General features: G+C 39.1%; 16 protein-coding genes and 1 tRNA gene. 11 read left to right on the plus strand and 6 right to left on the minus strand.

The window, feature by feature from the left end; genetic code table 11:
• The first annotated feature begins 17 nt into the window (after positions 1-17).
• From OQ267_RS13645 to OQ267_RS22565, 5 genes are all read left to right on the plus strand, one after another.
• The gene (locus OQ267_RS13645; RefSeq protein ID WP_131535373.1) at positions 18-218 is read left to right on the plus strand and encodes a hypothetical protein; all 201 of its coding nucleotides are present in this window, start codon (positions 18-20) and stop codon (positions 216-218) included.
• A 5-nt stretch (positions 219-223) separates the two neighbouring features.
• Positions 224-1,048: a DNA adenine methylase gene (locus OQ267_RS13650; protein ID WP_131535375.1), complete on the plus strand. Its 825-nt coding sequence runs from the start codon at positions 224-226 to the stop codon at positions 1,046-1,048.
• Positions 1,045-1,719, plus strand: coding sequence for a hypothetical protein (locus OQ267_RS13655; RefSeq protein WP_265836351.1), 675 nt, complete (start codon positions 1,045-1,047; stop codon positions 1,717-1,719). Before OQ267_RS13650 ends, OQ267_RS13655 begins: the two co-directional genes overlap by 4 nt.
• Positions 1,720-1,897: 178 nt before the next feature.
• Positions 1,898-2,086 carry a hypothetical protein gene (locus OQ267_RS13660; RefSeq protein WP_265836352.1) on the plus strand — a complete coding sequence of 63 codons (189 nt, stop codon included), beginning with the start codon at positions 1,898-1,900 and terminating at the stop codon, positions 2,084-2,086.
• A gap of 51 nt (positions 2,087-2,137) precedes the next feature.
• The gene (locus OQ267_RS22565) at positions 2,138-3,751 is read left to right on the plus strand and encodes a recombinase family protein (protein ID WP_416348660.1); all 1,614 of its coding nucleotides are present in this window, start codon (positions 2,138-2,140) and stop codon (positions 3,749-3,751) included.
• Here the strand turns inward: OQ267_RS22565 and OQ267_RS13665 are convergent.
• Positions 3,711-3,784, minus strand: a tRNA-Met gene (locus tag OQ267_RS13665). The genes OQ267_RS22565 and OQ267_RS13665 overlap by 41 nt on opposite strands.
• Before the next feature lie 137 nt (positions 3,785-3,921).
• On the opposite strand from OQ267_RS13665, the gene OQ267_RS13670 reads away from it, so the two are divergent.
• The 3 genes from OQ267_RS13670 to OQ267_RS13680 all read left to right on the plus strand — a co-directional run bounded on the left by OQ267_RS13670 (position 3,922) and on the right by OQ267_RS13680 (position 7,111).
• A complete protein-coding gene (locus OQ267_RS13670) occupies positions 3,922-4,302 on the plus strand; it encodes an START-like domain-containing protein (RefSeq protein WP_029284154.1) in 381 nt (126 codons plus the stop codon).
• 29 nt (positions 4,303-4,331) lie between these two features.
• Entirely contained in the window at positions 4,332-5,759 is a 1,428-nt protein-coding gene (locus OQ267_RS13675; protein WP_088300339.1) for an LptF/LptG family permease, read from the plus strand.
• Between the two features lie 140 nt (positions 5,760-5,899).
• On the plus strand, positions 5,900-7,111 hold the full coding sequence (locus OQ267_RS13680) for a bifunctional 3,4-dihydroxy-2-butanone-4-phosphate synthase/GTP cyclohydrolase II (RefSeq protein WP_088300338.1): 1,212 nt from the start codon (positions 5,900-5,902) through the stop codon (positions 7,109-7,111).
• A 317-nt stretch (positions 7,112-7,428) separates the two neighbouring features.
• Here the strand turns inward: OQ267_RS13680 and OQ267_RS13685 are convergent, their stop codons facing one another.
• On the minus strand, positions 7,429-11,859 hold the full coding sequence (locus OQ267_RS13685; protein ID WP_265836353.1) for a translocation/assembly module TamB domain-containing protein: 4,431 nt from the start codon (positions 11,857-11,859) through the stop codon (positions 7,429-7,431).
• 75 nt (positions 11,860-11,934) lie between these two features.
• Between OQ267_RS13685 and tsaD the strand changes: the two genes are divergently transcribed.
• The 3 genes from tsaD to OQ267_RS13700 all read left to right on the plus strand — a co-directional run bounded on the left by tsaD (position 11,935) and on the right by OQ267_RS13700 (position 15,639).
• Positions 11,935-12,936: a tRNA (adenosine(37)-N6)-threonylcarbamoyltransferase complex transferase subunit TsaD gene (gene tsaD, locus OQ267_RS13690; RefSeq protein WP_265836354.1), complete on the plus strand. Its 1,002-nt coding sequence runs from the start codon at positions 11,935-11,937 to the stop codon at positions 12,934-12,936.
• Positions 12,937-13,008: 72 nt separating this feature from the next.
• Positions 13,009-13,206 (plus strand): hypothetical protein, encoded by a 198-nt coding sequence (locus tag OQ267_RS13695; RefSeq protein WP_088300335.1) that lies wholly within the window; start codon positions 13,009-13,011, stop codon positions 13,204-13,206.
• A 78-nt stretch (positions 13,207-13,284) separates the two neighbouring features.
• Positions 13,285-15,639 (plus strand): TonB-dependent receptor, encoded by a 2,355-nt coding sequence (locus OQ267_RS13700; RefSeq protein WP_265836355.1) that lies wholly within the window; start codon positions 13,285-13,287, stop codon positions 15,637-15,639.
• Between the two features lie 76 nt (positions 15,640-15,715).
• Here OQ267_RS13700 and recA read toward each other — a convergent pair whose 3' ends face one another.
• From recA to OQ267_RS13720, 4 genes are all read right to left on the minus strand, one after another.
• Positions 15,716-16,729, minus strand: a complete 1,014-nt coding sequence (gene recA / locus OQ267_RS13705) for a recombinase RecA (protein WP_088300333.1) — start codon at positions 16,727-16,729, stop codon at positions 15,716-15,718.
• A gap of 123 nt (positions 16,730-16,852) precedes the next feature.
• Positions 16,853-17,527 carry an endonuclease III gene (gene nth / locus OQ267_RS13710; RefSeq protein WP_088300332.1) on the minus strand — a complete coding sequence of 225 codons (675 nt, stop codon included), beginning with the start codon at positions 17,525-17,527 and terminating at the stop codon, positions 16,853-16,855.
• 60 nt (positions 17,528-17,587) lie between these two features.
• On the minus strand, positions 17,588-18,775 hold the full coding sequence (locus OQ267_RS13715) for an MFS transporter (protein WP_265836356.1): 1,188 nt from the start codon (positions 18,773-18,775) through the stop codon (positions 17,588-17,590).
• A gap of 470 nt (positions 18,776-19,245) precedes the next feature.
• Complete coding sequence (locus OQ267_RS13720; RefSeq protein WP_088300329.1) at positions 19,246-19,830, minus strand: RNA polymerase sigma factor; 585 nt, start codon at positions 19,828-19,830, stop codon at positions 19,246-19,248.
• Positions 19,831-20,009: the final 179 nt, after the last annotated feature.

Raw genomic sequence — 20,009 nt, forward strand, 5'->3', positions numbered from 1 at the left:
GTAACAGCAAAGAAAAAATGAGAAAGCTTTTAGCTAAGATAGACCGCATCCGCGCAAGCGGATGGGTTACCCTTGATCTCAAGGAAGATCACCCGCTACATAACTTAAACGGCAAGCGCTATCATGTGGAAAGTATGGCCACGCCCGATATCAAGTGCAGGGTGTCGGTAATGGTTGAGGGGAAAAAAGTTGATTTAAGCATTGACGACTTGTATTAGAATTTATGACTAAACTAAAATTAAGAACCCCCATAAGCTATTATGGGGGTAAACAAAAATTAGCCAAACGCATTGTTTCGGTAATTCCGCCACATGTGCTTTATTGTGAGCCTTTTATTGGTGGCGCGGCGGTATTCTTTGCTAAAGAACAATCAAAGGTTGAGGTAATTAATGATACCAATAAAGAACTGATGAATTTTTATAGGGTAGCGAAGGAGGATTTTACTTCACTAGAAAAGGAGATCAGGATCTCTCTTCATTCCAGGGATCTGCACAGAAAGGCTTCGGTGATCTATAACAATCCGGATATGTTTTCGGAGATAAAAAGGGCATGGGCAGTCTGGTTGACTTCATCACAGAGCTTTTCTTCGCAGCTTGACAGCAGTTGGGGATATGATAAATCAGGTAATACCACCACAAAAAAAATAAATTCCAAGAAAGAAGGATTTGTTGAAGAAATGGCTATCAGGCTCCAGAACTGCCAGATAGAATGCGCAGATGCCCTTTACATCATCGCAAGCCGCGATACCGCAGATAGTTTCTTTTACTGTGATCCGCCCTACTACAACTCTGACTGTGGTCACTATGACGGTTATTCTGAAGGGGATTTTGAAGCCCTTCTTTTTTTACTGGCCGGAATAAAAGGCAAGTTTTTGCTCTCTTCCTACCCCTCTCCAATATTGGAAAAATATGCCAAAGAACATGGCTGGCATCAATGGTCGGTAAAGCAACAGGTTTCCGTTAATGCAAAAGGAGGAAAGCAGAAAAGCAAGACGGAGGTGCTAACAGCTAACTACCCGATAGACCTAAAGACGGAATTTGGAGTTTGAAAGTAAAGGAAATAAACCCAGAATTGCTGGCACTTTATCATGGTTCGCTTGGACTGGACGGTATGAAAATAAACATCCAGTCCGGTAAAGGAGTTGGCTGGAATGCTCTCACTTTGGGAAATGCATTTTATACTTCAATAAGTGAGGACGCCGCCTGTCTTTTTAGCCATCTCGTACTCCAGAAGTCAAGACTGAACGGTGAAGCAGGGTTTGATAATCTTGGATATGCCAAAATCTATAAGATAACACTCAGTAAGGATGCCAGCATTTTGGATGCTGACAAAGCTCTGGACGCATCTCGCGTCCGGAGTATTTTGCTGTGCGCAGGAGTTTCCGAGCGATACCTAAATCACCGGCACGATGACCAGCTCTCTGATTTTTACAAGGTTGCTGATCTGCTCTGCTACGGGATGAACTGGGAAGGTAACCGTAATGAATATCTTACAAGGGTACTGGGTTACGACGAACTTTTAATTAAAGAGAGAGCCTGGGAGAACTGGGATTATTATCCGTCAGGCATTGGGATTGACTGGGATAAAATAAACGACCCGAAACTTTGGCCACCAAAAACAGTCGCGATATACAATACAGATCGTGTAGCGGGATTTGAGGTGATCCGCGATGGCGTAATTGATTCTTTGGCGATAGATCATTCAGATTTGCAAAGATAAATTATTAACAGGAGACTCATGTGCTCATCTCAAAATGTGAGTACATTAATGATAGATGTACCCCAGTTTATACCTATTTGCATCTATTTCTAACAGGAGCGTAATTAATTGTGATTATCCAATCCTGTTATTCTTCAGAATACCTTTCTAAAAATATTTGTTACTCAAAATAAACGTCATGGATATGGAGTTTGATTTAAATATAGAAACTATTGTGCGCCAGCATGATCTAACCATAGAAGAGGTGCTTTCAAAGCAAATGTTTTCACATTTTACCGAGGAGCAGGCTAATGATGTGATCCTTACTATCAAAAAAATGTCTATAATCATTTTTAATGCAAGTGAAAAAAAGGAGCAAAAAACTTGATAAAATAATTGATTATTAGTATCTTATAGTGTAATCAAAGAAGTATTATTTATGTCAGACATCTTTTTTTTCGACTCATTTGCAAAAGGGAAACAAAATAAAAAAGTTTCCAAAAGCTTGGAATGCGTTATCTATACAAGGGTTAGTAGTAAAGAGCAGGCTGATAATTTAAGCCTGGGAACCCAATTGAAGGCATGTATGCTATACGCAGAGAAATTTGGGTTTAATATTGCCGCTCAGTTTGGGGGAACCTACGAAAGCGCTGAGAACGATGAGAGAAAGCAATTTACCGCCATGCTTTCTTTCGTGAAAAAATTCAAAGGAAAAATATCTTCTATCTTAGTGTATAGTCTGGAGAGGTTTTCAAGAAATGACAACTCAATCTGGCTTAGCGGAGAATTGAGGCGCTTAGGTATAGAAATAATTTCCGTAACACAACCTATTGATACCTCGAGTGCTTCGGGTCAGATGCAACAAAAGTTGTTGTTCCTGTTTGGCGAGTTTGACAATCAATTGAGAAAGCAAAAATGTAGTGCTGGTATAAAAGAGATGTTACTGCGTGGTGATTGGCCGACTAATCCCCCTTTAGGATTTGAGATTGACAGATCGAAGAACAAAAGGCAGATTGTCATAAATGGGAAGGGAAGGCTCATTCGTCAGGCCTTTGAATGGAAAGCTTATGAAAATGTGTCAAATGAGGTAATTCGCGATAGGTTGGCGGCTAAAGGACTAAAATTGATTCATCAGCGTATCTCAGAAATATTTAGAAATCCATTCTATTGTGGCTTGATGGTGCACAATATGTTGGAGGGACAAGTGGTTGTGGGCAATCACGAGAAATTAATTAGCAGGGAACTTTTCTTAAAGGTTAACGGTATGCTAGAAAAAATTCCCCATGGTTTTTCACTAAATGAAGAAAATGTGCACATTTCTTTGAAGCGCTTTATGGTATGTGCCGAATGCGGGAAGCCGTTGAGTGGCTACCTCGCACGCAAAAAGAATATACATTATTATAAATGCAAAACCAAAGCTTGCTGTAATAACAAAAATGCTGATTCTCTTAATTCCAGATTTGCAGATATACTTGATTTCTTTAAAATTGACATTGCCAAGGAATATATAGAACTATTGGTTGAGCAGGTTGCTGCAACATTTAACCAGTTGACTCAAAATAAGCAAGCGGATCTTTTAGAGTTGGAGAACAGCCACAGAGAAGTTAAGAAGAAGGTGGAGCGATTAGAGGAAAGATATATTGAAGAAGATATAAGTCAGGAACTTTACACAAAGTACCATGAGAAATATTCGGACGAAAAAAGAGAAATTGAGCAGAATTTGCTCATCCTGTCTAATAAAAGTTCGAACCTTTTAAAATGTGTTAGGTTGGCTATAGAATATGCTACTCAGCTACCTTTAAACTGGCTTTCTGGTGATTACCATACTAAGCAACAACTCCAAACATTACTGTTCCCTAGTGGTATGAGTTATGATAAGAAAAATGATAAAGTTCGAACCACTGAAATAAATTTAGTGTTTTTGTATATAGCTTATTTTCAGCAACTTATCAGTAAAAAGAAAAGAGGCATACCAGAATTATCTCTGGATTATGCCTCTTTTGCCGATTCGGTAGCGGGGAGCAGGATCGAACTGCCGACCTCAGGGTTATGAATCCTGCGCTCTAACCATCTGAGCTACCCCGCCGGGTATAAATATTTGTGTATAATATCAAATATTTAGCTGGTTATTTTTTGGAGTTGCAAATATAGAATAATTTACCTTTCTTTAGAAAAATAAAATAAAAAAAAATACATCCAGATTTATTCTGGTAATGAATGAACATGGCAGAAAAGAAAAAATTTACGCTTGAGTACGAGGTTAAATCGTCACCACGAATTTTGTATAGCTTTATCAGTGAGCCAAATGGCTTATCACAATGGTTTGCCGACGATGTAAATTTTCGCGATCAGGTTTATACCTTTACCTGGGATGATGAGCAACTGAAAGCTAAACTGGTTTCGATCAAAGAAAACAAACTGGTTAAGTTTAAGTGGTTGGATGACGAACCACAATGCTATTTTGAAATGGAAATTGTGCAGGACGAACTCACCAATGATGTAGCACTGGCCATTACCGATTTTACCACCGATGACTTACTAGCAGAGAAAAAATTGATCTGGGATAATCAAATTGATTATTTGATTAGCGTTTTAGGTGCCTAGTTTAATGCCGTATTGCTTACCTTTGTAGGGTGAAAAAAATACACCTTCTTCTTATTAAAGCATTCATCAAGCCATTCCTTGCCACTTTTTTTGTGGTAATGTTTATCCTTTTGATGTTTTTCCTGTTTAAGTGGATTGATGATTTAATCGGCAAAGGCTTTGAGTGGTATACTATTTTAGAGCTGATGTATTATGCCTCGGCCGCTAACGTAGCCATGGCATTACCGCTGTCTGTCTTGCTTTCTTCCATCATGACATTTGGTACGCTGGGTGAAAATTATGAACTGGTAGCCATCAAATCTGCCGGTATTTCATTGCAGAAAGCCATGAGACCTTTGTTCGTGGTGATCATCATGCTCACGATCAGTTCCTTTCTTTTTTCCAATTACATGCTACCTAAGGCGAACCTGAAATTCAGTTCATTGCTTTACGACATCCGTAATAAAAAACTATCTTTTCTGATCAAACCCGGCGTATTCAACAATAGTATTCCGAATTTCTCCATTCGGGTAGATGCCAAAGATGAAAATGGAAAATTAAGCGGCATCCTCATATACGACCACAGGGGCAACAATGGGATTCCGAAAGTGATCATGGCCAAAGAAGGTGAAATGAATAAAACTTCTGATGGTAAATACCTGTTGCTTAAATTAAAAGACGGCGTACAATATGAGGAGCAGGCCAGTACCAGTGGGGCGTACAATCCACGGCAGATTTTGAACCGCACCCGCTTTAAAGAAACAGAGCCGAGGTTTAGCCTCGAATCATTTGATATGAACAGAACAGACCCTAATGCGTTCGGAAACAGTACACCGATGCTGAATTTAAGGGGGATAGCTAAAAAAGGCGATTCATTAACCAGGGTACTGGATACCTTGGGGCGATACTCCGTAAGAATGGCCTCTGGTAACCTGAAACAATATACCACCACCAAAGGATACTCCAGTTTAAAGGTTACGCCGAAAAAAATCAGCGATAACATTATTAAAGATATTCCGAACGGGTCAAAACAGGCAAGCCTTGACAATGCCGTGAACATCGTGGCCGGAATGATGCAGAATTTATCTAACACGGCACCGCGACATGCCGATTTAGTAGGCGAATTTATCTTTACCCGGATAGAATACCAGCGAAAATTTACCCTGGCAGCTTCCTGTATCCTATTGTTTTTTATTGGTGCGCCTCTGGGTGCCATTATCCGCAAAGGCGGTATGGGCCTGCCGGTGGTGATTGCCATCTCGTTTTTCCTGGTGTACCACATCATCACCACAGTTGCTGAAAAATCAGCCCGTGAAGGTTCAACCAATCCAATCGTAGCCATGTGGATTGCCGTGATTGTATTGTCTCCGCTGGCAGCATTTTTAACTTATAAAGCTACAGTTGATTCGGCCTTGTTTGATGTCAATTATTATAAGCAGTTCTTCATTAAACTATTCCGGATTAAGCAAAAACAATAGCCGTTTTCCTTTACTTATAAATGATATTTTAAAGATTTTTTTGTCTGTTAAGGTTGTACCTTTGTATCGGCAAATTAGTTGTATGTTATTTAGCACCTTGTAAATAACCTGATCAGTCTAGATAAATATGCCTTGAACAAATGCAAACAAAATTAAACACCATAGAGGAAGCCATTGCTGATATTAAAGCAGGTAAAGTAATTATTGTTGTTGATGACGAAAACAGGGAGAATGAGGGCGATTTTCTTACCGCCGCAGAAAATGCAACGCCCGAAGTCATTAACTTTATGGCCACCTATGGGCGGGGTTTGATTTGCGCACCACTTACTGAAGAGCGTTGTAAGGAATTAAACCTGGATTTAATGGTGGGGAAAAACACAGCAGCCTACGAAACCAATTTTACGGTTTCAGTTGATTTAGTAGGCCATGGTTGTACCACGGGGATTTCGGCAAGCGACAGGTCAAAAACCATGCTGGCGCTGGTCAATCCTCAAACCAAACCGGAAGAACTGGGAAGACCAGGACATATTTTTCCTTTAATTGCGAAGGATGGCGGCGTGATTCGTCGTGCTGGTCATACTGAGGCCGGGGTAGATTTGGCCCGCTTGGCGGGAATGAAACCTGCTGGTCTTTTGGTGGAAATCTTGAAAGAGGATGGCGAAATGGCCAGGCTCCCGGATCTGTTTAAGATTGCAGAACAACACCAGTTAAAGATCATTTCTATTGAAGACCTGATTGCTTACCGCTTAAACATAGACAGTTTAATTAAAAGGGAAGTAACCATTGATTTGCCGACAGAATGGGGCGATTTTAAAATGACAGCTTACACACAGCTGGATAACAATGCCACACACCTGGCCATTTCGAAAGGGGAATGGAAAGAGGATGAACCTGTACTGACCAGGGTACACAGCTCATGTGTTACCGGTGATATTTTTGGCTCCTGCCGCTGCGATTGCGGTCCGCAGTTGCATAAATCATTAGAAATGATTCAGAAGGAAGGCAAAGGCATTGTGGTGTACATGAACCAGGAGGGTAGGGGCATCGGACTGATTAATAAACTGCGCTCATATAATCTTCAGGATGCGGGTTTTGATACCGTTGAAGCCAATATTAAACTGGGTTTTAAAGGAGATGAACGCGATTATGGCGTGGGCGCACAAATACTCAGGTCAGAAGGCATTACCAAGATGCGTTTAATGAGCAATAATCCAACTAAAAGAGCCGGTTTGATTGGCTATGGTTTAGAGGTTATCGAAAATATTCCCATTGAAATTGAAAGCAACGTACATAATGAGCGTTACCTGAGAACCAAACGCGATAAAATGGGGCATTCGATTATGAAAGGATAGATGCTGTTTATGGTTCAATCCGCAATCAGGCGTTCAGAATAATTAAGACCAGTGGTTTAACCACTGGTCTTTTTATTTACTGTATTTTATGATTAGAGGAGTGTCGATCAAATAGGGATTGCTTTTTTCCCAGAGCCTTTTCCCTTCTGGGGTACATGCCGATTTTATATCGGTAACCGTGCCGATAGGTGGATAGGGGGGCTATATAAATGGTAGTAATCTCATTTGTAAAGAAGCCTTCTCTTCATAACGAATTTGTTGGTAAGGCGCTCTTCCTTAAAAAGAGCGGGCTCCAGCTATCAACGGATAACTAAAATTTACTTCCGCTGATTTCCCTTGCTTTGATTGATAATCGCCTCTTTACTGATTGATTTATTAACTTTAACCGGTGCCTCACTTTGTCTGCGTTTCAGGTTTCTGCGGTAAGAACCTGAAATTTTTTGAATAAACTCCTTAAAAGTATCGAACTGCTGGGTGTATACCAGTCCAAATGAAGTTACGTTTGCAGTCGGACTGATTCCGCTATTCAGGAAGATACTCTGTTGCGTAGGTGGTTTATTGGCAGCCTTCACTGTCAGGCTACCATCTTTCCGGATTAAAAAGAGAGCTTCAACCTCCCGGCCAACATTATCATTGTTGAAATTAATGACATTAAAATCGTTCACACTGTTTCGGTCGACAATACCGGCATTAATGATCAACCTGTTGTTAAAGAATTTAAATGAAGCATTGGCTTCGTTCAATGAACGTACGTTCAGATCCACAAAGTTCAGGTTTAGTGAAGAGAGTACGTTGTTAAACTGGTTGAATACAAGCTCTGTAGCCGTACTTGTTGCGGTAGAACTCAATTGATTCCCGATTGATTCCCCGCCGTTTCCTGAAGCAAAACTCCTTCTGATGATTAAACTGAAAGCTTGTAAATTTAGGTTATTCTGGTCGCTCAGATAAGTTTGCAGTTGCTCTTTGATGGAAGGTTGTGAGGGAAAGTTGATGTCCAGTTTAATTTCCGGCTGGAGCAGTAATCCTGTTAATCCCATTTCAACTTCGGTATCTACCCGCTGGTTGGCATTACTACTGGCATCCCTGTTGGCGGCCTTAAACAGTTCATTTAAATTCGCACGTAAGGCATAAACGGCTTTCAGGTTGATCTGAGCAGCAGTAGGGTTACCTGTCCACCTGATGGTTCCACCCTGCCTGATCTCGAATTTTTTATTGATCACTTCTTGTGCCGTAAAATCGAAGCTACCGGTTTCGATGATATAATCGCCAGACATTTCAAAATCGCCCAGGCTGTTGATATTCAGGTTCAGCTCGGCGTTTCCTTTTCCACTCAGATTACCCAGCGTAGTGAAAATATTAGCGGTGGTGTTGGGATCGATGGTGAGTTTGAAGGTTAGTGTAAGGCCATCAAAACTGGTGGTTTTTTTCACCACCTTACTCGAATCGCGGCTGATAAAGTTGATGAAGTCTTTATCTGAAACGGTTTCAGAACTGTTTAAAGGAAGATTGAAAACTGTTCCTTTTTCGGTTTTGGCCTTAATATCAATCTTCATCCTGCTGGTTGGCCCGCTAAACTTAAATTCGCCTGTACCATAAGCCTTTCCGAAATAAACAGCATTATCTTTAGCCGTCGTATTTAAGGAAATGAAGTTATTTGCCTTAACCAGGATATTTAGCGTAGGATCATCAAGTTTATTCAAATCAATGGATCCATCTGCAACGGCTTCATTATTTTCTAAATCGCGGATTTTGAATTTATCCAGGTTAATGATACTGTTTTCAATATTTACCTTATCCGTAATTACATAGGTTGTTTTGAGGTAATTTACCATTAACTGTCCCTCATCTAATGACAGGTCTCCATTAATGGCAGGTTTATCTAAACTTCCTTTTACGCTTAAATCAGCCGATATATTTCCTTTCAGGTTGGAGACCAGTTGTTTTACAAATGGCTCTAAAATGGTTAGTTTACTTTCATTCATTTTAACATTCATGTCGATGAATTTCTCATTTAAATCCAGGTTACCTGTGAGTTTAAAAGTTTCCGTATCATCGGCTGTTATTCTGGTGAAAATATTCACTTTACTGTTTTCGCCATTAAATGAAGAGGTATCCTGAAGTGTTCCGATGTAGATGTCATTAAAATTAAGCGAGTCTACCTTCAGGTTATCAGTTGCTCTTGGTGATTTTAATATGCCGTACAGTTTGGTATCGCCATTTACATTTCCACTTAATTTTACCCCAAAGCCTTTTGTAAATGGATTAAGCGTTTTCAGACTGAAATCTTTAAAACCCACCTGAAGCAAATCTTTTGGATCAGCAGATAATAAGCCATCAACGGTAAGCTGCTGGTTCCCGTTGGTTAAATCAAAATTACTGATGAGTGTTTTACCATTATTCAGGATAATTCTTACCTTTTCCTGTATTCTCCATTCTTCACTGTTAATTTTTAAGATGGAAGGTAAAAGGCTTAGCCGGGCTGTGGTATCCTGATTTTTGGTAAATTCCACCAATCCGTTTAAATCCAGTTGATTGGCTTCATCAGCGTTAGACATTTTAATGTTAAAAGCGAGACTGTCATTTCGGAGAATATTGGAAATGTTCACATCCTTAATGAATAAGCTGTCATTTAGCTGTACCCGATCTGAAGTAACAATTAGCTGAAGCTGCTCTTTTGTGGTGTTTTCATCCAGTATAATATTGTTTACTACAATGCCATTGTACTTCATTTTCTTGACAAAGCCAGACAGTGTTGCCGTATTGTTCCTGGAATCAAAATCGCCGATTATGGTGGCACCTTCTTCCATCTCAAGACCCGGAGAGATAAATTGTGCCAGTGGTTCAAACTTTTTAACCACCAGATTAAACTTGAAGATCTGATTATTGTATTTGATGATATCCGCCTTAAGTGATGGGATGTAAGTTTTGGCTATGGCCTTATAATAGGAAACAATAGAATTGAGATCATATTGTCCGCTGATGCTGGCATCTAAAATATCTGATTTGATGTTCAGGTTCCTGTTAATGCCCGTTCCTTCTGCCATTAACTGTACCGAGTCAATATGGTAAATGCCTTTGGGGTTCTGAAGCCTGATTGCTTCAACCAGTAAACTGCCTTCAATATTATTCAGGTTGGTTCCTGAAAAATTGGTGCTGAATTTGGCATCAACCGTTAAAGAGTCTTTCATTAATTTTAAAGTCTTTAACCTGGCTTTTGAAATGGTTGCATTAAAGTTAAATACAGGGAGTTTTGGATTCAGGTTTACACCGCCATCAAAAACAAGCTTAACATTCCGGTCATTAATGCTGAGTTTTCCGTCGAAATATTTTTTATCAAATGTACCATCAATTTTAACGTTGCGATATCTATATTTATTGAAATCGATATAATCAACATCCCCGTTAATTTTCTCGGTCAGGTTTTTAAGTTCAGTGCCGCGGCCTTTCACGTATAATGAAGAAGTGATTTTGCCTAAAGACTTTTCATCGATCAGGTTCCCCAGGTTAAAATCATAGGTTTTTACGTTGCCGGTATAAGAAGGGACATCATTTTTGTCAATCTTCATATTTACATCCGAAACGATTCTACCTAATTTAGTCTTAAACTCACCGTATGCGATAAAATCATTTTGAAAACCAGTAAAGCTGCCATTAAAATTGATATTCCCAAACTTATTTACAATGACAGGGATAATTTTCTTTTTGCTGTTGGTAATACCCGCCAGAACTTGGTCCAGATCTGTCTTATTGGTTCCGGCCATTTCAATTTTAAGGTCCATAAAAGTTTCCCGCCATTTAGGAAGTCCGCGAAGTACGAAATCTCCTTTAATATAAGTGGCCTTACCCGCTTTGATGGATAATTTTTTAGCCCTGAGGTTATTCACCAGGCCTGTAATTTGCCCATCGATATCCAGGTCCAGTTTCATATCATTTAATTCCGGGGCAAAAAATGCCACATCTCTGGATGACATGTGGCTGTCTTTAAAAACGGCCTTCATCCTGATGTTATCGATGTAATGGTTAAAATCCTTAAAAGATTTGAACTTCATTTGGTAATAATTCGTCAGCCGGCTATGATCAGTTACCAATAAAAGGTTTCTTAGCTCTATGGCATTGCTGTCAACGGTTGTTTGGGCAGTCAGATTTTTAAGGTAAAAGCCACTCTTTTCTTTTAGAGTCAGGTTTTTAATCTGTGTTTTAAATAAGTGGTTTTTAGTATCTAAGCCTTCAAAAATGCCACTTAAAGCTTTCACATCAACATTATCAAAGTTTACACTTGTGCCTTGTTTAAGATCTTTTGCCGCAAAATTAGTATAGCGGAAGGCAAATTCGTTTAAAATGAGCCGGCCCAGCTTAACATCAAAAGGCTTTGTTTTCTTTTTCTTTACAGTAGGTTTACCGGAATCGAAGTAGTCTATGATGAAATCGAGGTTAGATGACTTATCTTTGAATTCCTTTAGGAAAAATTGTCCGTTATTGATTTGAACGGTACTGATATCAATTATTTTTTTCTCCAGTGAGAGGTAATTGATATCTACCATAAACTGTGGCGTGCGCAGTAAAGTATCTTTTTGTAAGTCAAGAACCAGCAGATCTTCCAGTACGACTGATTTGAAAGGCTTGATGTAAAGGCTTTTAATGGATATAGTGGTGTTCAGCTCTTTAGATAAATATGCCGCGGCTTTTTGAGCAACATAAGTCTGAACTGGTTTAAATTGTAGTGAGAAAATAATAAGCGCAAGCAGCAAAATTATTGATGCAATTACCCAAAGGAGTATTTTAAATAGTTTTTTAATAATTTTGCAGCTTAAAATTTAAATAATTTGTCTGTTATACTTGCTATCGAGTCCTCTTGCGATGATACTTCAGTCGCCATATGTAACAACGGCAAAATTACGGCCAATGTTATTGCGAACCAAACAATTCATGAAAATTATGGTGGTGTAATCCCTGAATTGGCATCCAGGGTACATCAGCAGAATATAGTCCCAACTGTTGAGCAGGCATTAAAGAACGCGAAGGTTACAAAACAGGACATTAATGCCGTGGCTTTTACCCGGGGCCCAGGTTTACTTGGCTCTCTCTTAGTGGGTGTTTCCTTCGCAAAATCTTTTGCACTCGCCTTAAATATACCTTTAATTTCTGTCAATCATATGCATGCGCACATATTGGCGCATTTTATTGATGATCCTAAACCCAACTTTCCTTTTTTATGCCTGACCGTTTCAGGCGGGCATACCCAGATTGTTTTGGTGAAAGATTATTTTGATATGGAAATTGTTGGTGAAACCCTTGATGATGCCGCGGGGGAAGCCTTTGATAAAACGGCTAAAATATTGCAGCTGCCTTATCCCGGTGGTCCATTAATTGACAAACATGCTCAAATGGGTAATCCTAAAGCATTTAAATTTGCCGAACCACAGATTGCTGAACTTAATTTTAGCTTCAGCGGATTTAAAACCTCTATCCTTTATTTCATCAGGAAGCAGGAAAAAGAGAATCCAAACTTTATTGCCGAAAATTTAAATGATATTTGCGCATCTGTACAGCATAGTATCGTTCAAATTTTATTAAACAAGCTTAAAAAGGCGGCTAAGCAATATCATATTAAGGAAATAGCCATTGCAGGTGGCGTATCGGCCAACTCGGGCTTAAGAAAGGGATTGCAGGAAGCTGCTGATGAACTGGGCTGGAAAATTTATATTCCTGCTTTTCAGTATTGTACAGATAATGCCGGAATGATTGCCATTGCCGGTTATCAAAAGTTTTTGGCGAAAGATTTTGCCGGACAGGAAGTATCGCCAATGGCACGGATGGAGTTTTAGGTTAAAGTTGGTTAGGTATTGAGTTGGCTGAAGAAAGAGTAATTACAAAAAAGAAATAGTAAAATCGTATATATGACTGGAGCATCATTGGTATTTTGGATTGTTTGTGCAATACCACTTGTCGGAATTTTATATTACCTGATCCGGAAGGATAAAAATAAACTGAAAGGAAGCTGGGGGGTAATTATTTTAGGTGCTTTGGTTATCGCAGCACTTTTGGTGATTGTCTATGTCACGAAAGATTTCAATGCTGTATTCAGTCAGAATTAGATTACTGACTTAATTTTTATTTAGATCTAATCTAGATAGGTATGATTCACTATATTTGGCGAAAAAATTCAAATATAGATGAAAAAAAGCCTACTCATCATTGTACTCATCTCGCTAAATATTCTCCGTTTGCATGCACAAAATGTAAAGGTTGAGGGATATGTTAAAGATAATAAAAGCGAAATCCCTTATGTAACCATTTCTTTTTCAGGGCAAAAAGTTCAGGCTGATAGCAAGGGCTATTATGCTGTGTATATTAAAAGTGGTATTCCATTTATACTGAGTGCACAGGCTGTAGGTTACAAAGCATTTACCAAAAACGTTTTATCCCTTAGCGGTGATACCATTATTAATATTGGTTTAGATCCAGTTCCTAACAAACTGGATGACGTTGTGATATCTACTTCCAGAAAGCCAGAGGATGTCAAAAACATTACCACTTCAGTCAGTATCGTAAATAAGGAAAAACTCTCGAGGGAGATGGCGATCAACCCGGATTTAAGTACCATATTGGCCAATCAGGTACCTGGTTTTGCACCAACCGCACAAACCGGTAATAATGTGGGGCAGAATCTGCGTGGCCGCCCCATGTTGGTGATGATTGATGGTTTTTCACAATCTTCGCCGCTCAGGAATGCGGAAGTAGATTTAAGGTCTATTGATCCGTCAGTGCTCGAACGAATTGAGGTAGTAAAAGGGGCAACGGCAATTTATGGCAATGGTGCTGCCGGAGGTTTGGTCAATTACATCACTATGGTTCCGGATACGGCTGTAAAATTTGCAGGTAAAACTCAGGTCAACCTCAACGGATCAATGGTGAAAGTTAAAAATTCAGCAGGTGGCAGGATCAACCAGATGTTTTACGGAAAACTGGGCAAGTTCGATTATGTGGTAAGTGGGATGTATGAACAAACCGGTGAATATAAAGATGCTAAAGGCGATGTGGTAGGGCCAAATTACAGTTTAGGTGAAACAGATAGCTACAATGCTTTTGCAAAAATCGGCTATGTGCCGGCAATGAACCAGCGTATCCAGTTTACCTATAACACTTACAGCAGTTTGCAAAACAGCAATTTTACCCTTGTTAATGGTAATCTGGCAACCGGGCAGAAAGCAACGGGTGTGCTGGGTAAACCCTTGGGTATTCCAACTGGTGTAGATTATAACCACAACCTGCACTTATCATATAAGATTGACAGCATTTTTCTTCAGTCCAGTTTAAATGCAGATGTATATTATGAAACAAGAAAAGATGTGTTCTACGTTTCTTTAGGTCGTTTTGATGGGGGAGATGGACAGTCGCTGGCAAGAAATGATAAAAAAGGTGCGCGTTTATTTTTGGAAACACCATTGCTCAACTTTAACTTTTTAAAAGCCAGCATTGCCTATGGTGCTGATTTTATGAAAGATAAGACAGCACAGCCATTGGTAGATGGCAGGATATGGGTGCCGACGATGGACATGACCAATGTAGCCCCTTTTGCACAAGTAGATTTTAATATCCTGCATAATCTTGTATTTAAAACCGGCCTGCGTTATGAAAATGTTGCTATAGCTGTTGATGACTACCGTACTTTAAGAACTACTGGTGCTAACAATACCACCATTACGCCATCTTTTGATGTAAAAGGAGGGAATCTAAAGTACAGTACATATCTTTTTAATGCAGGGTTAAGGTATAATAAGTTCAATATCTTCAGCCCTTTTGTTGGGTTTTCACAAGGGTTTTCGGTAATGGATATTGGTCTTGCCCTGCGTGATGCAAAAGTAAACAGCATAGATAAAATCAATACTGATGCCGTAAAGGTTAACAATTATGAAGCAGGTTTTGAAAGTAGAATAGGAGGCTTGATCCTCTCTGCTTCTGCTTACATCAGTACTTCCAAATTGGGCATTGAAGTCGTTTATGATCCGGCGACTGGTTTGTTTAATACAGCGAGAAGTCCGGAAAAAATATACGGTTTTGAACTCGCTGCAAATTACCGTTTGTTTGAGAGCCTTGGTTTATCAGCAAGTTATAGTTATACGGAAGGTAAACGCGATATCGACAAAAACGGTCAATATAACGATGCTGCAGACCTTTACCTTAATGGCCGCCGTATTGCCGCACCAAAAGTTACCGCTTCCCTAACCTATAGCCCGTTAAAGGTATTGGATTTAACCATGAATTTTACCGGAATCGGTTCCCGTAACAGATTTGAGAAAAACAGCAATGGTGTATACAATGGAAACGAAGGTGAGGTAAGGGCATATAACTTATTTAGCTTTGCAGGAATTTATCAGGTTAAAAAGAATACAAAACTTTCACTGGGTGTGGATAATATTTTTAACCAGGATTATTTTCCTGCCAGGGCACAGTGGTTTATGCAGCCTGGTTTCTATTCGAAGGGTAGAGGTACTTCTGTCAATTTTGGTATTTCAGTAAGCTATTAAATGCCAGGTTAATGAAAGCAAAAAAGCGTCCCGGGTTTTACATCGGGACGCTTTTTTATGTATGAAAGTACTTTAATTATTTCTCTTGCAAGTGTTCACCTGTTACTTCAGCTTTAATTTTTACTTCCAGTTCTTCAGCCAGTTCAGGATTATCGCTTAATAATTGTTTTACGGCATCTCTACCCTGACCCAATTTGGTATCTCCGTAAGAATACCATGAGCCTGCCTTTTTGATAATGCCGAAATCAACACCTAAATCTACAATCTCACCATTTTTAGAAATGCCTTCCCCAAACATTACATCGAATTCTGCAATCCGGAACGGCGGAGCCACTTTATTTTTAACAATCTTAACCTTAACACGGTTACCTGAAACCTCATCAGAATCTTTAATTTGAGAGATCCTACGAATATCTAAACGTACCGAAGCATAGAATTTTAATGCATTACCACCCGTTGTCGTTTCCGGATTACCGAACATCACCCCAATTTTATCCCGTAACTGGTTGATGAAAATACAGCAGCATCCGGTTTTCGAAATGGTTCCGGTTAATTTACGAAGTGCCTGACTCATTAAACGGGCATGTAAACCCATTTTACTGTCGCCCATTTCACCTTCAATCTCACTTTTAGGAACCAATGCTGCAACAGAGTCAATCACAATAACATCAATGGCACCGGAGCGGATTAAGTTATCAGCAATTTCCAATGCCTGTTCACCGTTATCCGGTTGAGAAATTAACAGGTTATCAGTATCAACACCCAATTTTTTGGCATAAAACTGATCAAAGGCATGTTCCGCATCAATAAATGCAGCGATACCACCTTTTTTTTGTGCTTCTGCAATAATGTGTGTAGCCAGAGTTGTCTTACCCGAAGATTCCGGTCCATAAATTTCAATAACCCTTCCTTTTGGAATACCACCAATGCCCAGAGCAATATCTAAACTAATGGAACCTGTAGAAATAAAATCAATAGGTTCAATAGCGGTATCGCCAAGTTTCATGATGGTTCCTTTACCGTAAGATTTTTCTAATTTATCTAAGGTTAACTGTAATGCTTTTAATTTATCTGGATTTGCGCTTGCCATTTTTTTAAGATTTGATTCCGTAAATATAATTGAATTGTCGGCTAAATATACTGATGTTAATAATTTGTAATGCTAAAATATTTAGCTAAGTTAATTGTTTTTTAGCTAATGTCAATAGTAAAATTAAATTATTTTCATTTTTAGTTGATCACGTTCTGTTTGTGCGGTTAATCTTTCAAAATAGCGGCACATATATGTAATCTCACACACTTTGCATTTCGGATTTCTAGCTAAACAAACATATCGGCCATGTAAAATCAGCCAATGATGCGCAATGTGAATATCCTGTTCAGGCAGATTTTTAACCAAATCTTTTTCAACTGCCAATGGTGTTTTGCCATTGGTTAAACCTAAACGGTTTGCTACACGAAATACATGTGTATCCACAGCCATCGCTGGTGCATTATAAATCACTGAAGCAATGACGTTTGCCGTTTTCCGACCCACACCCGGCATTTTTTGTAAATCATCTATTCCTGAAGGAACAACATCATTAAATTCATTCACCAGGATATTCGCCATTCCGACCAGGTGTTTAGCCTTGTTATTCGGATAGCTGATACTTTTAATATAATCAAACACAATATCCGGAGTGACTTCAGCTAAGGCCTTTGCATTCGGAAAACGCTGAAATAGGGCTGGCGTAACCATGTTCACCCGTTTATCAGTACATTGTGCCGAAAGAATTACTGCAACCAGCAGCTGATAAGGATTATGATAATGTAACTCTGTTTCCGCATCAGGCTGCTTAGCCGAAAAATGTTCTACAAAAAGTTTATAACGTTCTTTTTTAAGCATGGACAAATATAATAAGCAAATTGCTGATAAGCCATTAATGTTGGCTATCCATTACAATAATTAATGCATCACAGCATATTTTTGTTTGGGTTCGGCAATGTTATTATTTGATTTGCTTTTAATCAACCAGAAGGCAAAGAAAGCGCCAATTAAAGCCATCGCTGCACCAACATAAGCAGGTGAGGTGTAGTCGAAACCATAAACCAGCGGAAGTCCACCGAAAAATGCGCCCAATGCATTGCCAATATTAAAACTGGCCTGGCTGGCAGATGCTGCCAGCATTTCTGAGCCTTTGGCCGACTGGATCATGAGCATTTGAATGGGGGCGGCCAGGGAAAAGGCCACGGCACCTGTAATAAAAGTCATCACCAGCGCCAGCACCTGGTTTGCAGAAACAAAATGTACAATGGTTAGGGCAACCATCATGGCCAGCAACAATACGGCCGATGCTTTGGCTGGTGAGTATTTATCCGCCAGTAAGCCACCAATAAAATTTCCGGCCATCATGCCTAAGCCTGCCAGCATCAGGATATAGGTAACTGCTCCTGGCGAAAAACCGGCAACCTCTGTCATTAGTGGTGCAATGTAACTGTACCAGGTAAACAAACCACCGGTACCGATGGAGATCATTAAAATAATAATCCAGGCTTCTTTCTTTTTGAAGAAGCCAAGTTCAGCTTTCAGATCACGGTTTTTAGCCGCCTCTAAAGCAGGTAACCATAATTTAAGACTCAACAAAGTAATTAATCCAACAGCTACCACTACCGCAAAAGAGATCCTCCAGGAGAAATTATGCCCAATATATGTACCTAGCGGAACGCCAATTATATTCGCAATGGTTAAACCCATAAACATCATCGAAACGGCTTGTGCTTCTTTTCCTTTTTGTGCAATGCGGCTAGCGACTACTGAACCTACACCAAAAAAGGCACCATGCGGTAAGCCAGAAAGTAACCTGGCAATAAATAAGGTATTAAATGTAGGCGCAAATGCTGAAAAGGCATTGAATGCTGTAAACATCACCATTAAGGCGATTAGTATCTTTTTAGGTGGATACTTGCCGGCAATTATTATAAGGAGTGGTGCACCAATTACAACACCTAAAGCATATGCCGAAATCAGATGGCCGGCCTTTGGAATAGATACGGTTAAATCTTTAGCTATATCAGGAAGCAATCCCATCATTACAAATTCTGTAATTCCGATACCCAAACCACCTAAAGTGAGTGGAAGAAGATTTTTATTCATTTGTGCTTAGTGTTAAAATTACACTATGCAAAGGTATGGTTTTTTGTTTTTTCAATTGTAAAAATCGGGACATCTTAAAAAGGAAGACGGGTTGAGAATTTTCTATGATTAAAATGTTAGCTCAATCAAAAAGCAAAAAAAAGGCTGCCCTACACCTGTAGAACAGCCTTCCTTAGCTCTTGTAAATTCTTATTTTTTTCTGCTGTAGGCTAAAATCTTCCTGATGGTTTCATCCTGAGGATCTTTAGCTAACCGATCTAACTTACCTTTTATTTGATCATAAAATAAGTCGATCTCTGTGTCAGATTCTATGTCAGTTTTTGGCTGAAACATGTTTTGAATTGGTGAATTTACACTTGAGTTTGATGTAGAGGTTTTTGTCATAAGCACTGAATGTGATAAGTTTATAAACTTAACGGTACTTCAGATACTTTATTTTAAACCCCGGAATAATTTCTGTAACTTTTATGCTACCCCTTGTATGTCATTTCCTTTGTTTTAAGCATTTTCCGAAGATTGCTTAGTGCATAGCGCATACGGCCTAAAGCGGTATTAATGCTCACGTCAGTCAAATCAGCAATTTCCTTGAAACTTAAATCGGCGTAATGGCGCATTAACAATACTTCTTTCTGTTCATCAGGCAATAAATGAATCATTGCTTTTAAATCTTTATGGGTTTGATCGCGAAGCATTTTTTCTTCTGCACTCTCATCATAAAAGTGTAGCATATTGAATACATCCATTCCATCAGCACTGGTGATAATGGGTGTTCGTTTTTCTTTTCTGAAATAATCAATGACAAGGTTATGCGCAATACGCATTACCCATGGTAAAAACTTACCTTCTTCGTTATATCTTCCTGATCGAAGGGTATTGATCACCTTAATAAAAGCATCCTGAAAAATATCTTCCGCCAGATATTGGTCTTTAACCAATAAATAAATGGATGTATAAATCTTGCTTTTATGTCTTCGTAAAAGTTCCTGCAATCCATTCTCGTCTCCGGCAATATATACCTTTACAAGGTCCTGATCGTTATATGATTGTAAATTCATAGGTTTACCTACACTAAATCCCGTACTGTTTGCTAAAAATTAATTTGTAGATGTTTAATTTCTATAGCTGATCTCCTATGTTTTTTTTGATTGAGTTAGTTTGGTTCTGAGGTCGTTAATGTTCAAAGAAAGTTATTTTTTACCAAAATGCAAAAAATAAAATGTTAAAAAATAAATTA

Source organism: Pedobacter sp. MR22-3, from assembly GCF_026240075.1.
GTDB lineage: Bacteria > Bacteroidota > Bacteroidia > Sphingobacteriales > Sphingobacteriaceae > Pedobacter.